This is a genomic window from Shinella sp. 838 (assembly GCF_029623935.1).
GTDB lineage: Bacteria > Pseudomonadota > Alphaproteobacteria > Rhizobiales > Rhizobiaceae > Shinella.
On record NZ_JARSBQ010000005.1, the window covers coordinates 16,140 to 30,612 of the forward strand.

Annotated in this window: 16 protein-coding genes; all 16 read left to right on the forward strand. The window is 65.9% G+C overall.

All coding sequences use genetic code 11. The features are described from left to right. Positions 1–65: 65 nt before the first annotated feature. The 16 genes from P9A16_RS17185 (at position 66) to P9A16_RS17260 (ending at position 14,440) form a co-directional block, all read left to right on the forward strand. On the forward strand, positions 66–4,415 hold the full coding sequence (locus P9A16_RS17185; RefSeq protein ID WP_112585161.1) for a strawberry notch-like NTP hydrolase domain-containing protein: 4,350 nt from the start codon (positions 66–68) through the stop codon (positions 4,413–4,415). Further along, positions 4,415–5,458: a DUF7146 domain-containing protein gene (locus P9A16_RS17190; RefSeq protein WP_112585163.1), complete on the forward strand. Its 1,044-nt coding sequence runs from the start codon at positions 4,415–4,417 to the stop codon at positions 5,456–5,458. Before P9A16_RS17185 ends, P9A16_RS17190 begins: the two co-directional genes overlap by 1 nt. 326 nt (positions 5,459–5,784) lie before the next feature. Further along, a complete protein-coding gene (locus P9A16_RS17195; protein WP_112585934.1) occupies positions 5,785–6,720 on the forward strand; it encodes a DUF2493 domain-containing protein in 936 nt (311 codons plus the stop codon). Positions 6,721–6,964: 244 nt separating this feature from the next. Then, positions 6,965–7,297, forward strand: coding sequence for a hypothetical protein (locus P9A16_RS17200; RefSeq protein ID WP_443021672.1), 333 nt, complete (start codon positions 6,965–6,967; stop codon positions 7,295–7,297). Between the two features lie 691 nt (positions 7,298–7,988). Next, entirely contained in the window at positions 7,989–8,390 is a 402-nt protein-coding gene (locus P9A16_RS17205; RefSeq protein WP_112585165.1) for a single-stranded DNA-binding protein, read from the forward strand. Between the two features lie 199 nt (positions 8,391–8,589). Then, on the forward strand, positions 8,590–8,838 hold the full coding sequence (locus P9A16_RS17210; RefSeq protein WP_112585167.1) for a hypothetical protein: 249 nt from the start codon (positions 8,590–8,592) through the stop codon (positions 8,836–8,838). Positions 8,839–8,937: 99 nt separating this feature from the next. Next, a complete protein-coding gene (locus P9A16_RS17215; RefSeq protein WP_112585169.1) occupies positions 8,938–9,219 on the forward strand; it encodes a DNA -binding domain-containing protein in 282 nt (93 codons plus the stop codon). A 107-nt stretch (positions 9,220–9,326) separates the two neighbouring features. Continuing rightward, positions 9,327–9,614: a transcriptional regulator domain-containing protein gene (locus tag P9A16_RS17220; protein WP_112585171.1), complete on the forward strand. Its 288-nt coding sequence runs from the start codon at positions 9,327–9,329 to the stop codon at positions 9,612–9,614. After that, entirely contained in the window at positions 9,592–10,098 is a 507-nt protein-coding gene (locus P9A16_RS17225; protein ID WP_112585173.1) for a DUF2285 domain-containing protein, read from the forward strand. Before P9A16_RS17220 ends, P9A16_RS17225 begins: the two co-directional genes overlap by 23 nt. A 141-nt stretch (positions 10,099–10,239) precedes the next feature. Then, entirely contained in the window at positions 10,240–10,521 is a 282-nt protein-coding gene (locus P9A16_RS17230) for a helix-turn-helix transcriptional regulator (RefSeq protein ID WP_112585175.1), read from the forward strand. Between the two features lie 18 nt (positions 10,522–10,539). Continuing rightward, positions 10,540–11,712, forward strand: a complete 1,173-nt coding sequence (locus tag P9A16_RS17235; protein WP_216331574.1) for a replication initiator protein A — start codon at positions 10,540–10,542, stop codon at positions 11,710–11,712. Continuing rightward, positions 11,709–12,362, forward strand: a complete 654-nt coding sequence (gene parA / locus P9A16_RS17240) for a ParA family partition ATPase (RefSeq protein WP_112585179.1) — start codon at positions 11,709–11,711, stop codon at positions 12,360–12,362. Before P9A16_RS17235 ends, parA begins: the two co-directional genes overlap by 4 nt. Continuing rightward, positions 12,359–13,117 (forward strand): DNA-methyltransferase, encoded by a 759-nt coding sequence (locus P9A16_RS17245; RefSeq protein ID WP_112585181.1) that lies wholly within the window; start codon positions 12,359–12,361, stop codon positions 13,115–13,117. Before parA ends, P9A16_RS17245 begins: the two co-directional genes overlap by 4 nt. Beyond that, positions 13,114–13,368 carry a hypothetical protein gene (locus P9A16_RS17250; RefSeq protein WP_112585183.1) on the forward strand — a complete coding sequence of 85 codons (255 nt, stop codon included), beginning with the start codon at positions 13,114–13,116 and terminating at the stop codon, positions 13,366–13,368. The genes P9A16_RS17245 and P9A16_RS17250 overlap by 4 nt, the downstream gene beginning before the upstream one ends. After that, positions 13,365–13,883, forward strand: a complete 519-nt coding sequence (locus P9A16_RS17255; protein WP_097136836.1) for a DUF2840 domain-containing protein — start codon at positions 13,365–13,367, stop codon at positions 13,881–13,883. The genes P9A16_RS17250 and P9A16_RS17255 overlap by 4 nt, the downstream gene beginning before the upstream one ends. Continuing rightward, the gene (locus tag P9A16_RS17260) at positions 13,880–14,440 is read left to right on the forward strand and encodes a S26 family signal peptidase (protein WP_278025775.1); all 561 of its coding nucleotides are present in this window, start codon (positions 13,880–13,882) and stop codon (positions 14,438–14,440) included. The genes P9A16_RS17255 and P9A16_RS17260 overlap by 4 nt, the downstream gene beginning before the upstream one ends. The last annotated feature ends 33 nt before the right edge of the window (positions 14,441–14,473 follow it).

Genomic DNA, 14,473 nt, shown 5'->3' on the forward strand with positions numbered 1-14,473 from the left:
CCTGTGCGGTCGAGAGAGAGCGCTGCACGGGCTCGATCCTGTCCCGCTCTCCCGAGGCTTCTTCCATGAACATGATCCCCGCATCCGCGGCGGCATCCGCCACCGCGCCGCTTTCACTTGTCCCTTGCACAGACACTCCTGCCGCCGTCTTCGCCGCGGCGCAGATCCTCCTGCCTCATATCGAGCGCGGCCAGCGCGTCGATGCCGCCATGCTGCGCAGCGCGATGGAGTCTGCCTTCGACGCCTCCGACGCGACCGGAGCGTGGAGCTGGAAAACGGCCTATGACGCCTGCGAGGCGGCGACCGTGCTTTTCCTGCGCAAATACGGCAAGGCGCTTTTCCGCAAATCCGCTTCTCCGGCGACGGTTCTGCCGCAGCTCGCCAAGATCGCCGGCCTCCTGCCGATGCATACGCGCCGCTCAGAGGAATCCCAGTCCTTCCAGCAATTTTCGACTCCGCTCTCCCTCGGCCTCGCGGCCGTGACGGCGGCGGCGATCACGCCCGCCGACCGCGTGCTGGAGCCGTCAGCCGGCACCGGGCTTCTCGCCATCCTGGCCGAGATCGCCGGAGGCTCGCTGGTGCTCAACGAACTCGCGGAGACCCGCGCCGGTCTCCTGTCTCTTCTCTTTCCGGCCCTGTCCGTCTCCCGCTTCGACGCGGCGCAGATCGACGATCATCTCGACACCGGCATTCTGCCATCCGTCGTGCTGATGAACCCACCGTTCTCCGTCATGGCCAATGTTGAAGGGCGGATGGCAGACGCCGCCTTCCGCCACGTTGCCTCGGCGCTGGCGCGTCTCGCACCCGGCGGCCGTCTCGTCACCATCACCGGCGCGAACTTCGCTCCCGACGCTTCGGCCTGGGCCGCAGCCTATGGCCGGCTGCAGGAACGCGGCCGCGTCGTCTTCTCCGCCGCGCTCGACGGCTCGGTCTATGCGAAGCACGGCACGACCTTTCCGACCCGCCTGACCATCATCGACAAGGTGCCGGCGGACGACCCGTCCGTATTCCCGACCGCGCTGGGCGTCGCGACGGGTGTGGCCACTTTGCTTGGATGGCTGACCGAGCATCTCCCGCCACGACTGCCAATTGATCCGGCCGTCTCGGCCCCTGTGGTCGCGCCTCGCACCGTCCGCGCCTATGTCAACCGGGCCGCAAGGGCCGCGCCCGTCGTGGCGCATGCCGAGCCGGAAGGCACTCCGCTCGATTACGAAACCGTTGACTGGAGGCCGGCGGATGCCGGTCGCCTTTCCGATGCGATCTATGAGGAATACGCCCTCCAGACCGTCCGGATTTCCGGGGCTCAGGCGCATCCGACCCAGCTCGTGCAGTCGGCGGCCATGGCGAGCGTCGCCCCGCCGAAGCCGAGCTATCGCCCGACGCTGCCGGGGAACGTCCTCGATCTCCTGTCCGACGCGCAGCTCGAAACGGTGATCTATGCCGGCGAGGCGCATTCGGATTTCCTCGCCGGTGCGTGGACGGTGGACGACACCCTCGACAAGCTGACCGCTGCGTCTGAGGACGCCAAGGGCGCCGTCCGGCTGCGTCAGGGCTTCATGATCGGCGACGGCACCGGCGTCGGTAAGGGCCGGGAATCGGCTGCGATCATCCTCGATAACTGGCTCCAGGGACGGCGCAAAGCCGTCTGGATCTCGAAGTCGGACAAGTTGATCGAGGACGCGCAGCGCGACTGGGGCGCGCTCGGCATGGAGCGCCTGCTGGTCTCGCCGTTGTCGCGGTTTCCGCAGGGCAAGCCGATCACGCTGAGCGAGGGCATCCTATTTTTAACCTATGCCACGCTGCGCTCCGACGACCGCGGAGAGAGGGTTTCGCGGGTCAAGCAAATCGTCGAATGGTTGGGCTCCGACTTCGATGGAGTGATCATTTTCGACGAGGCGCATGCCATGCAGAACGCCGCTGGCGGCAAGGGAGAACGCGGTGACGTCGCCGCCTCGCAGCAGGGCCGCGCCGGCCTGCGCCTTCAGCACGCGCTTCCCAGTGCCCGCGTCGTCTATGTCTCCGCCACCGGCGCGACCACCGTCCACAATCTCGCCTATGCGCAGCGGCTCGGCCTGTGGGGCGGCGAGGATTTCCCGTTCGCGACGCGCGCCGAGTTTGTCGAGGCGATCGAGGCCGGCGGCGTGGCGGCGATGGAGGTGCTCGCCCGCGATCTTCGCGCGCTCGGCCTCTATACCGCCCGCTCGCTCTCCTTCGCCGGCGTCGAATATGAGTTGGTCGAGCATGAGCTGACGCCCGAGCAGGTTCGCATCTACGATGCCTATGCCGGCGCCTTTGCCATCATCCATGACAATCTGGATGCGGCGATGCAGGCCGCCAATATCACCGGCGGCGGCGAGGGCGGTTCGGGCACGCTCAACAAGCAGGCGAAATCCGCCGCCCGCTCGGCCTTCGAGTGCGCCAAGCAGCGCTTCTTCGGCCATTTGCTGACCAGCATGAAGACACCGACCCTGCTTCGCTCGATCGCCGCCGATCTGGAGGCGGGCCATTCGGCCGTCATCCAGATCGTCTCGACCGGCGAGGCGCTGATGGAACGCCGGCTGGCCGAATTGCCGACCGAGGAGTGGAACGACGTCCGCATCGACATCACGCCGCGCGAATACCTTCTCGACTATCTTGCCCATTCCTTCCCGGTCCAGCTCTACGAGCCGTTCACGGATTCGGAGAGCAATATGTCGTCGCGCCCGGTCTATCGCGACGGCCAGCCGGTCGAAAGCCGTGAGGCCGTCGCGCGCCGCGATGCGCTGATCGCCAAGCTCGCCAGCCTGCCGCCGGTTCCCGGCGCGCTCGACCAGCTCGTCCAGCATTTCGGGACGGATATGGTTGCCGAGGTGACGGGCCGGTCGCGCCGCATCGTCCGCAAGCGCGGCGACAGCGTCACCATCGACCGCCTTGTGGTCGAGACGCGCGCCGGCGCTGCCAATCTGTCCGAGACGCAAGCCTTCATGGACGACCGGAAGCGTGTCCTCGTCTTCTCGGACGCCGGCGGCACCGGCCGCAGCTACCATGCGGAGAAGTCGGCGAAGAACACGCGGCTCCGCGTCCACTACCTGCTCGAGGCGGGCTGGAAAGCCGACACCGCCATTCAGGGCCTCGGCCGCACGCACCGCACAAACCAGGCGCAGCCGCCGCTCTTCCGGCCGATCTCGACCAATGTGAAGGCTGAGAAGCGCTTTCTCAGCACCATTGCCCGCCGCCTCGACACGCTGGGCGCGATCACGCGCGGCCAGCGCCAGACCGGCGGCCAGGGGCTGTTCCGCCCCGAGGACAATCTGGAGAGTCACTACGCCCGCGACGCACTCCGCCAGCTCTATATGCTGCTGGTGCGCGGCAAGGTCGAAGGCTGCTCGCTCCAGCGCTTCGAGGAAGCCACCGGCCTGAAGCTGATGGACTCGACCGGCATCAAGGACGAGTTGCCGCCGATCACGACGTTCCTCAATCGGCTGCTCGCGCTCACCATCGAGCTTCAGGGCATCCTCTTCACGGCCTTCGAACAGCTTCTGACCGCCCGCATCGAGGGCGCGATCGCGTCGGGCACCTATGACGCGGGGCTGGAGACGCTCCGCGCCGAAAGCTTCGTCGTCGTCGATCGCCAGACGATCTACACCCATCCGCGCACCGGTGCGGAAACCAGTCTGCTGACGATCAACGAGCGCAGGCGCAACCGTCCTGTGACGCTTGACGCCGCTCTGGCCGAACTCGGCGATCCGCGCGCCAAGCTGCTCGTCAATGAGCGCTCGGGGCGCGCTGCCGTTCAGATCCCGGCCACCAGCATCATGCTCGACGATGGCGAGATCGAGCGCCGCGTCCGGCTGATCCGGCCGACGGAGGCCCACAATATCCCGGTGAGGATGATGGGGGAGACCCGTTGGGTCGACGCTGACCGGGAGACCTTCGCCTCGGCATGGAACGCCGAGATTGCCGAGGTGCCGGAATTCACCGATGCGTCGCTTCACATGGTCACGGGCTTGCTTCTGCCCATCTGGAAGCGGCTGCCGAACGATTCGACGCGCGTCTATCGGCTTCAGACCGACGAGGGCGAGCGTATCATCGGCCGCAAGGTCTCGCCGGCCTGGGCCGCGAATGCGACCGCGACCGGCGCAGCCGCGATTACGCCGGATGATGCGTTCACCGCCCTGATGGACGGCCGCACGATCCTCGATCTGGCCGAAGGTCTTCAGCTTCGCCGCGTCCGCGTCATGGGCGCGAACCGGATCGAGCTGTCCGGCTTCGACGACACGATGCGCGAGCGCCTCACGGCCTACGGCCTGTTCCACGAGATCATCTCATGGAAGCTGCGCATGTTCGTGCCAATCGATGCCAATGGTCCCGTGGTTCTCGCAAGAGTGCTCGACCGCTGGCCGGTGGAGCGTATCGGCGAGAAGGAGGCAGCGTGATGGCCCGTCACGACGCTTCCGAACTGGCATCCCGTCTCGGCCGCAATGCCGAGGCGGTATGCCGCCACTACCTGTCGTCCGGCCACCGCGCCGGACGATACTGGGTGGTCGGCGACGTTCAGAACAGTCCCGGCCGTTCGATGTTTGTGCGGTTGACCGGGCCGGAATGCGGCAAGGGAGCTGCCGGAAAATGGACCGACGCATCAACGGGGGAACATGGCGATCTGCTCGACGTCATCCGCGAAGCGCTCGGCCTCATTGACTTCAAGGACGTGGCCGAGGAAGCGCGCCGCTTCCTCGCTCTCCCGCATCACGAACCAGGGAGAACGAGGATTCCGATCGGCAGGACGTCGAACATCGCTGTCGGTTCGCTCGAAGCGTCGCGGCGGCTTTTCGCCATGTCGCAGCCGATCGGCGGCACACTCGCGGAAATCTACCTCAACGGGCGGGCGATCACCTCCCTCGCGGGAACCGCCGCACTGCGTTACCATCCGCGGTGCTACTATAAACCCGATGAGCATTCGCCCACCGAGATCTGGCCGGCGATCGTCGCTTCCGTCACCGATCTTCACGGCGACCAGACCGGCGCACACCGCACCTGGCTCGCTCCGGACGGTTCGGGCAAGGCGCCGGTCGAGTCACCACGGCGGGCGATGGGCGACCTTCTCGGGCACGCGGTCCGCTTCGGGGTCGCCGGTGAGGTGCTCGCGGCCGGCGAAGGCATCGAGACCGTGCTGTCGCCCCGTCAGGTTCTGCCCCACATGCCGATGATGGCGGCGCTCTCCGCTGCTCACCTCGCTGCCGTCCTGTTCCCGGCGACGCTGCGCAGGCTCTATGTCCTCAGAGATCGCGACCCGGCCGGGGACGGCGCAAGAGACAGCCTGGTCGCCAGAGCAAGGAGCGTCGGGATCGAGGCGATTTCGGTGTCGCCTACGCGTGAGGACTTCAATGAAGATCTGCGCTGGCGCGGCATCGACGCCCTCCGGACGACCTTGATGGAGCAGCTTCATCCTGATGACGTCCACCGTTTCGTGGAAGGGTGAGGAGATGGCGGGGACGAGGCGCGGTCGAGGCGTCTCCACCCGCCGTCTCCATTCATCATCGCACGCATCCTTTGAAGTTGGAGAGAGCGGCGCCCACGGCCTTCTGAGAGGGCGATCGGCCCACAAACGGCCCGGACAGGCAATGGCCGCGTTTGGGCTATTTTCCGCCGGCGGCTGCGCCGCCTTTGCAGCGCGAAACAAAATAGCCCGAACCCGGCCATCGGAGCCCTCGCGAGAGCGCGAGGGTGCCAGTCCAGTCCGCCCGTGGGCTTTCGACGCCTGCGAAGGCCGCGATGGGCGCGGTCTCCAGACAAAGGACGCTTCCGATGACGAACGAAGACGAAAACTTGAGCTTCGAGCCGAACCACACCTCGTCCCCAACCGATCATATCCTCACCGAACTCCAGCTCTATGGCTGGCGGCCATATCAGGACGAACCTGATCCGAGGCCGCTCCCGGAGGGCAACGCCGTCGCCGCCGCTGTCGCAGATATCTTCGACGCCCTCGTCGCGACGCTCGGCGACACCCGCCTCGAACCCGACCTCGACGAATTGCTCTGGGGGACCGTCAATCTCTTTCACCGCGCCGCGGGCCGGGTCGAACGCGATCTCGACGACAACGAGCAGGCGCAGCGCCGCCTCCAGCGTGAACAGGACGGCAGCGAGGTGAAGTCGGTCGAGCTGGAGCGCCTCACGGCAGAAGGTCAGACCCTGATCGAGCGGCGCAACAGCATGGAACTCTTCCGCGACGTCGCCTCCGAAGCTTTCGAGCACCACACCGGCAGCGCCTGGCGGCCCCGTACCGGCTCGATGGTCAACCATCGCAACCTCACCGCCGCGATGATCGACAGCCGGGATTTCCTCGCCGCGAAGCACCGGGCCGAGACCGAGGTGATGATGCCCGCCGGTCCCAAGGTTGCCCTGACCGGAGGCGCCGACTTCAACGACCACCGCCTGATCTGGGCAAAGCTCGATCAGGTCCATGCGAAGCACCCCGACATGGTGCTGATGCACGGCGGCACGCCGAAGGGCGCTGAACTGATCGCCTCCCGCTGGGCAGATAGCCGCAAGGTTGCTCAGGTCGCCTTCCGGCCCGACTGGACGAAGCACGGCAAGGCCGCGCCCTTCAAGCGCAACGACGCGATGCTCGACGTCCTGCCGGTCGGCGTCCTCGTTTTCCCCGGCACCGGCATTCAGGAGAATCTTGCGGACAAGGCCCGCAAGCTCGGCATCCCGGTCATGAAGTTCGATGGCGGCGCGTAAGCGCCGCCTCTGGCTGTTCCAGCCGCCAATACTTGACTATCGGAGAGGTTGATAGCTCTTATGAAACATCCTTGCAGAACCGGAACAGTAGCATAGTCGCAGGCGGAGCGTATCTACGGGCAGCCTGTCGTGATCCTCAATCGATCATGTGGAGGCTTCCATGTCGCTCATCCTGCTCGCCATCTCTTTGACGATCGCGTTCTGAATCTTTGCCTACAACCTTGCGATCTACGCTTTACCGTTCATGGTTGGGCTGTCCGCTGCCCAATATACTTGGGGCGCCGGAGGCGGCATCCTCCTGTCGGGACTGGCCGCCATCGGCGCGGCGTTGGTTTCGATTGGCCTCGTCATCGCAGTTCTCGGCTTCGCCAGGAATCCGGCTCTGCGGCTGATCGCTCTCGCCGTCTTTGCCGTACCGGCCGTCATCGCCGGATATGCACTCGTCCACGGCGTAGCGAAGAACGCCATCGACCCCGGCCTGATGCTCAGTTTGCTTTCCGGCAGCGCCGGGCTGTTCATCGGCATCGCGGCAATGGTCAATCTGAATGCCCTCGGCGTGTCCTTGTTTTCACGCTGATCGGCAGCGAAGTGAAAAACCCGGCGGCTTGCGCCGCCAACCCCGGTTCCCCCAACAAAAGGCTGTAGCGCCGCCGCTGCGCTTTGCATCCTCCGCCTCCAGTCTGCTTCGCCCGGCCGAGGATGTCGGTCATCGGTGCCAGATCCGCGGATCGTGGGCAGTCAATGCTAGCTGCGGCCTCCACTTCCTGTAGTGGATGCGAACGCAGAAACCGTCGCATGCCTTTTCGCAAATCGTCCGGATCGTGCCTTCCACCGCCGAAACGGCGACACGGTGCTGTTCCGTGCCTCGGAACCCTATAGCCGCACCATTCTCGTCCCGCCCAGCCTGTCCGGGAGATGACGCGAGGTGGCCGGAAGGGGAGAAGGTCGGGAGTCGCCCCGAACTGCGCAGGTCCGTGAGCCTGCCTGGTCGCTGTTACCGGTGAGGACGATGGTTCTGCTGCGCGTCCCCGTATTCGTGCTTTCAAAGGCACCAATCCCTCCGACTGACTGATCCCCTAAGTTCGTTCTGTTTCCTCCAGCAACCCCGGCGGCTCCCAGCCGTGTTGCCGCGCAAGCGCGGCTGCCCGCCCCACCTGGGGCCTTAGGGGCAAGCTGCCGATAGGTTCGGCAGTTGCGGGAGTCTCCCGACGGCCTTGGCCGGGTCTCGTCGGAGGGATGGTCCCTCCGAGAAGCAACGGAGACTTACAATGCAGAACATCGTCATTCTCGCCGGCAACATCGGTCAGACCCCCGAAACCCGCACCACTGAGGGCGGTACCCGGATCACCCACTTCACGCTTGCCACCTCGCGCCCCCGCTACTCGGTCGGCAAGGTTGTCCGGGACGAGAGGGGCTACCGGATCCAGGATACGGAATGGCACCGCATCACCGCCTTCAACGGCCTCGGCAAGACGATCCAGGAGTATTGCGAGAAGGGCATGAAGGTTCTGGTTCGCGGCCGCATCCACTACACGAAGTGGACGGACCAGCAGGGCAACGACCGCTACGGATGCGAGATCATCGCCGAGACGGTCGACTTCCTGAGCCCGGCGAAGCAGACCGAAAGCGAGGACGGCAAGTTCATCGACGACGATGACATCCCGTTCTGAGCGGGAACCGCGAAGCCCGGCGGCGCAAGCCGCCGGGTTCTTTCATGGCAGGCCATGCGCCGAGACGACCGAATCAGCTATCAAAGGAAAGCTGTTTGCAATGTCGATCAGGCATTTCATGCTGGCGAAGTGAGCCAAGAACGACTAGTTTAGTCGTAGTTCTGGAGTGCGCACAGGTCCGAATGGGAGGTGATCATGCATGATCACCGCCCGACAATCACGGGCCGCGCGCGCGTTGCTGGGTTGGACACAGGAGACGCTCGCTGACAAGGCCCGAGTAGCACTGACCGCACTGAAACGCCTCGAATCCGAAAGCGGTCTCGAAGTGTTCGAATCGACGCGCGATCAGGTGCGCCGGGCCCTCGAATCGGCCGGGATTGTTCTCCTTTCGACAGACAAGGGCGAAGGAGTTCTGCTCCTGCATGACAGGATCGATTCGTCCCGGTAGTCACGCCGGGCACCAAGCTACCAAACCCTTGTCAAAAAAAGGGGCTATCTCCTGAGCGAGATGGTTAACGGACTTAGCGCGCGTGAATATGGTGGCTCGATGGGACAGGAGACGCAAACATTTCTGGACGAACCACCGTTCAGCGAAACGATCACGACTTATGACCGCACACATATGAAGCTCTACATGCGGCTGGTCGACGCCAACCGCGACGGCGCAGACTGGCGCGAGGCGGTGCATATCCTGTTTGGCCTCGATCCCGATCAAGACCCCAGACGCTGCCGCTCTATCCACGATGCGCATCTGGCGCGCGCCCGGTGGATGATGGAGCGCGGCTATCGCGAGCTGGTTCGTGAGAGCCAGCGCGGGTCGCCATCGTGATGCGTCGGACGCATCACCTGTTGAGGCTCAACTGACTTTCGCAGATCAACCCAAACGGGAATCGTGATTCTCCCAAAGACTTAGACAAATACTTGGGAGGATCAGCGATGACACCCGACGCATCGATCTGGCGTTCCTCGGAATATGATCATCTGGACGGCCTGACCGCGTCCGATCTCGCCTGGGAATGGCTCCGCCGCAACGACGCCTATGACGCGGATTTTGAGGCTTCGGCCTCCGCTCGCGGAATGCATGAACCACTGACCGTGCGAATTCGACAACAGTGGGGGTTGCGATTTCCCGGTCGATCCCCTGACACCTCCGCCGGAAGCGCCAGTCTTCTGGCTTCCGCAGGAGGACACAAGCGTTGTAATGCTCGCCGAGGCGCCCGTTGACCTCGGCTCCGGTATCACGAGCGATGCTCCCGCGCTGTGGCGGCAGGGGTCGCCGATGGGCGATGATGACGCTGCATTTCGTTTAGCCCTCGCGAACGGTCAGTCCCTCCAGATCATTGACCACGCCATCGACGGAAAAGAAAATGCCGTTGCGGTCATTCCTCTCGGCATAGACGGCTTCGACCGGATCGAAGCCGTCTATCGCTTCCTTTCAGCCTTGCATGGCCGCGCCATTCCCCCGGACACGCGCCTGACGCGTCAGCAGCGCGCCCGCCAGCGCCGGATGCTGCGCGCCTTCGACGGCTATCGCGCCGGCGCCACGCAGCAGGAAATCGCCGAGATCATTTTTCGCATCGACCATCTCGACCGTGACGCTTGGCAGGCGTCTTCCATCCGCCACGCCATCAAGACGCTCCTGCGCGATGCCCGCGCCATGATAGCGGGCGGCTATCGAAAACTCCTTCGTCATCGCCGCCAATCCTAGCGCGGCCTCGCCCTGTTCATGGTGGGCGAATTCGATACCCCCCAACTTTGCCCTGCAACTTGCCGGCTCTCCTCCGCCACCGTGGTCGTTGTCCGCCGCTGAAACGAAGCGGCCGTCCGCAACACCACGGAGGCCCGATCCATGCCACACGAACCCGTCGTTTTGCCGCCGCGCTTTCTGCGCACGAAGGAGGCCGCCGAATTTCTCAGCCTCTCGGCCCGAACCCTCGAAAAGCATCGCACCTATGGGACAGGTCCCGCCTATCGCAAGCTCGGTGGCCGCGTCGTCTACGCCATCGACGATCTCGAAACCTGGGCCGCTCGCGGCGCGGTGACGTCGACGTCCGATCCTCGCGGCTCCGTGCTGCCGGCGAAGCGCCACGTCATTCCCTCCGGGCCGCGGCTCGGCCGCTACGCACGCTGAGCGCGGCCGGCTTCCTTCATGGCGGTGCGGCGTCGATCCCTTTCGGAGCGCGGGCAGCTCGATCTGTTCCGGGCGCTTCCCGGCGACTTCGCGCCACGAGACGCGCAGGATCTCATGGCCTATCCCTTCTTCTCCCTTTCCAAGACCCATCGCGTCGCCCCGATCGATTTCGTTGCGGGCAACGTGACAATTCGGGTCGAGGCGGTCCCGGATCATGGCATGGCTACGATCTGGGACGCCGACATCCTGATCTGGGCAGCGAGCCAGATCGTCGAAGCCCGCGATAACGGGCTTCGCACTTCGCGGCTGATGGCCGCCACGCCCTATGAAATCCTCACCTATGTCGGCCGGGGCACGAGCGCACGCGACTATCAGCGCCTGAAAGCCGCGCTCGACCGCCTGCAATCGACCACCGTTTCCACCTCGATCCGGCAACCTGCCGAAGGCCGCCGTCATCGCTTCTCGTGGATCAACGAGTGGCAGGAACGCACCGACCGCAACGGCCGCCCCGAGGGCATCGAACTGATCGTACCGGACTGGTTCTACCAGGCCGTCCTCGACGATGCGCTCGTGCTCACTATCGACCGGACCTATTTCGACCTGACGGGGGGTCTCGATCGCTGGCTCTACCGCCTGGTGCGCAAGCACGGCGGCCGCCAGCGCGCCGGCTGGCGCTTCGACTTCCACCACCTTCACCAGAAGTCGGGCAGCCTGTCGCCGTTCAAACGCTTCGCCTACGAGCTGCGCGACATCATCCGGCGCCAGCCGCTGCCCGGCTACACCCTGTTCCTCGAAACCGAAATCGGCGGGCGCGCGCTGCTCGCCTTCGAGCCGTCTCCGGCCTGTGGACAAGCTGTGGATAGCCTCGTGCTATCGGGAACCCGGACTATCGTGCTATCGGGAACCCGAGGCTCGTGCTATCAGGAACCCAAACAGGGTCTAACGCACGGAAACTCCACACGAAATCGCGCCCTTAACTTAGAGTCTAACATAGACTCTAACCTTGAAGAGCGCGCGCGCGATGTGGAAAACCTCATCCGCGACGCCGCCAGAAGCCTCAGCGTTACCGCCAGGAAGAGCGCGCCGGCCGAGCCGCCACAGACGGCTACAAGCCGCCGCGGTGGGGCCTCTCCATCCACTGATCCCGATACGCCCCGTCTTCCTCTCGATCCACCGGGAGGACGCCGATGATCGTCGCGCTTCTCAACCAGAAAGGCGGCGTCGGTAAGACGACGCTCGCCCTACATCTCGCCGGCGAGTTGGCGATGCGCGGGAGCCGCGTCACCTTGGTCGACGCCGACCCGCAGGGCTCAGCCCTCGACTGGTCACAGCAGCGTTCGCGCGAGAGCCTACCGCGCCTGTTCGGCGTCGTCGGCCTGGCACGCGATACGCTGCATCGCGAGGCACCCGAACTCGCGCGCGACGTCGATCACGTCGTCATAGACGGCCCGCCGCGTGTCGCCGGCCTCATGCGCTCCGCGCTGCTCGCCGCCGACCTCGTGCTGATCCCGGTGCAGCCGTCACCGCTCGACGGCTGGGCCTCGGCCGAGATGCTGGCGCTGCTCGCCGAGGCCCGGATCTACCGGCCGCAGCTCGTCGCCCGTTTCGTGCTCAATCGCTGCGGCGCACGAACTGTCATCGCCCGCGAGACGGCCGAGACGCTGGCCGACCACGATCCGCCCCTGCTCGCCGCCATGGTCGGCCAGCGTGTCGTCTTCGCCGACGCTGCCCAGACCGGACGGCTCGTCTCGGACATCGACCGCCAGTCGCCGGCCGCGCGCGAGATCGCGGCGCTGGCGGCCGAAGTCGGGCGCCTCTGCATCGGGAGGACCGCGCCATGATGGTGCTCCCCGAGATTATCCTGTCCGGCGACTGCCGCGACCGCATGCCGGCGCACGGCCCCTACGACATGATCCTCGCCGATCCCCCTTACGGCGACACATCGCTCGCCTGGGATCGCCGCGTCGAGGGCTGGCTGTCGCTCGCGCGCGGGGCGCTTGCGCCGACCGGCTCGATGTGGGTCTTCGGTTCGCTGCGCAGCTTCATGGCGACCGCCGACCGCTTCGCGGACGCGGGCCTACGGCTCGCCCAGGAGATCGTCTGGGAGAAGCAGAACGGCACCGGTTTCCATGCGGACCGCTTCAAGCGCGTGCATGAGCTGGCCGTCCAGTTCTATCCGGCCGAGACGCCCTGGCGCGACATCTACAACGACGTCCAGACCACGCCCGACGCGACAGCCCGGACCGTGCGACGCAAGCAGCGTCCGCCCCATACCGGCCAGATTGATGCTGGCCACTATGTCAGCCACGACGGCGGGCCGCGCCTCATGCGGTCGGTCATCTATCTGCGCAACTGCCACGGCCGCGCGATCCACCCGACTGAAAAGCCGTCCGCGCTTCTCGAAATCCTCATCCGCACAAGCTGCCCGGAAGGTGGCCTGGTCGGCGATTGGTTCGCCGGCTCCGGCGCGGCCGGGGAAGCCTGCCGGCTCTCCGGCCGGCGCTATATCGGCTGCGAGATCGACCCGACGATGGCCGACCGCGCCCGCGACCGCATCGCCAGCGTGCTGCCGTTCCATGACGGAGGCCCGTCATGACGGCCGGCACGGACAAGCGCGGCTTCGCCATCCGCCCGGCCGATCCCGATAGCTGGATCAAGGCCGCCGACGCGCCGCCGCCGCGCACGGATGCCGCCGACGCCTACTCGGCGCGGCTGACCGTGGACATCACGCCGGCGCTGCGCGGCCGCATCAAGATCGCGGCCTTCCAGCGCGGCGTCACGGTTGCCGACATGCTGCGCGACCTCCTCGCGCGGGAGTTCCCGCCTGCCGATGGGGGCACGCCATGACCGGCTTCGACAACCGCCGCATGGGTGGCCATGCGCTGCCGAAGGACGCGCCGCCCTTCACCACGCTGGTTCATCTCACATGGGAGGAAGGCCGGATCGAGCACCGCATCCGCTTCGGCCATCCGATCTACCAGCGGACGATCGACCGGCGCAGCCGCGTCGTCGGCTTCGCGCCGAACAGCGTCTTCGCCTTCGTCCGCTGGGCGTCCAACGACTACGGCACCGTGGTTTCCCGCATCGACATCCTGCGCGCCATCGGTCGCGGCGAGCCTTGCCAAACGCTGCCCTTCGTCCGCCCCGGCGGCGATCTTCTCCTGAAGCTCCACGGCTGGCCGAAGGTCGAGCGCGTGCTTCAGCTCACAGACACGATCGAAGCCCTTGGCATCGACCCGGCCGACGCCGCGCCCGCCTATTGGCGGCACGTCCACAACCGGCTGACCGCCGGTGTGGAACCGCGCCTTTATTCAGGCGACCAGCACAATGCCTGGCTTGCGCGCAGGAGCATCATGCCATGAGCCCGCGCAGTTTCACGCTGCTCGCCATGCTGGCCGGCGCCGCGCTGGTCGCTGCGCCGATCGTCACCGGCCATGCGCCGCGCTTCATCTGGAACGCATCGGGAAGCGTCGCGGTCGGCCTCTATTCGCTTGCTCCGGTCACGACGATCGAGGTCGGCGATCTGATCGCCATGCTGCCGCCCGATGACCTCGCCGCCTTCCTCGACGCGCGCGGTTACCTGCCGCGCGGCGTGCCGCTCATCAAGCGAGTGCTGGCTCTGCCCGGCGCCGAGGTCTGCCGCCGTGGCGCGACCGTCATCGCCTACGATCACGCTTATGGCGACGCGCAGCCGCGCGACCGCTTCGGCCGCGATCTGCCGCAATGGCAGGGCTGCCGAACAGTCGCCGAGGGCGAGCTGTTCCTGATGAATTGGGACGCCGCCGACAGCCTCGACGGCCGCTACTTCGGTGCGCTTCCGGCCTCCGCCGTCATCGCCCGCGCGACGCCGATCTGGACAGACGAATACGGCGACGGCCGCTTCCGCTGGCGCTTCACCGATCCGGCCCTGGAGCCGTGAGCTACCCCCAACCATCAACCACAGGAGACAAAA

Coding starts and splice junctions, on each gene's coding strand:
- P9A16_RS17185 (WP_112585161.1), top strand. CDS start 66: ATGAACATGATCCCCGCATCCGCGGCGGCATCCGCCACCGCGCCGCTT.
- P9A16_RS17190 (WP_112585163.1), top strand. CDS start 4,415: ATGGCCCGTCACGACGCTTCCGAACTGGCATCCCGTCTCGGCCGCAAT.
- P9A16_RS17195 (WP_112585934.1), top strand. CDS start 5,785: ATGACGAACGAAGACGAAAACTTGAGCTTCGAGCCGAACCACACCTCG.
- P9A16_RS17200 (WP_443021672.1), top strand. CDS start 6,965: ATGGTTGGGCTGTCCGCTGCCCAATATACTTGGGGCGCCGGAGGCGGC.
- P9A16_RS17205 (WP_112585165.1), top strand. CDS start 7,989: ATGCAGAACATCGTCATTCTCGCCGGCAACATCGGTCAGACCCCCGAA.
- P9A16_RS17210 (WP_112585167.1), top strand. CDS start 8,590: ATGATCACCGCCCGACAATCACGGGCCGCGCGCGCGTTGCTGGGTTGG.
- P9A16_RS17215 (WP_112585169.1), top strand. CDS start 8,938: ATGGGACAGGAGACGCAAACATTTCTGGACGAACCACCGTTCAGCGAA.
- P9A16_RS17220 (WP_112585171.1), top strand. CDS start 9,327: ATGACACCCGACGCATCGATCTGGCGTTCCTCGGAATATGATCATCTG.
- P9A16_RS17225 (WP_112585173.1), top strand. CDS start 9,592: ATGCTCGCCGAGGCGCCCGTTGACCTCGGCTCCGGTATCACGAGCGAT.
- P9A16_RS17230 (WP_112585175.1), top strand. CDS start 10,240: ATGCCACACGAACCCGTCGTTTTGCCGCCGCGCTTTCTGCGCACGAAG.
- P9A16_RS17235 (WP_216331574.1), top strand. CDS start 10,540: ATGGCGGTGCGGCGTCGATCCCTTTCGGAGCGCGGGCAGCTCGATCTG.
- parA (WP_112585179.1), top strand. CDS start 11,709: ATGATCGTCGCGCTTCTCAACCAGAAAGGCGGCGTCGGTAAGACGACG.
- P9A16_RS17245 (WP_112585181.1), top strand. CDS start 12,359: ATGATGGTGCTCCCCGAGATTATCCTGTCCGGCGACTGCCGCGACCGC.
- P9A16_RS17250 (WP_112585183.1), top strand. CDS start 13,114: ATGACGGCCGGCACGGACAAGCGCGGCTTCGCCATCCGCCCGGCCGAT.
- P9A16_RS17255 (WP_097136836.1), top strand. CDS start 13,365: ATGACCGGCTTCGACAACCGCCGCATGGGTGGCCATGCGCTGCCGAAG.
- P9A16_RS17260 (WP_278025775.1), top strand. CDS start 13,880: ATGAGCCCGCGCAGTTTCACGCTGCTCGCCATGCTGGCCGGCGCCGCG.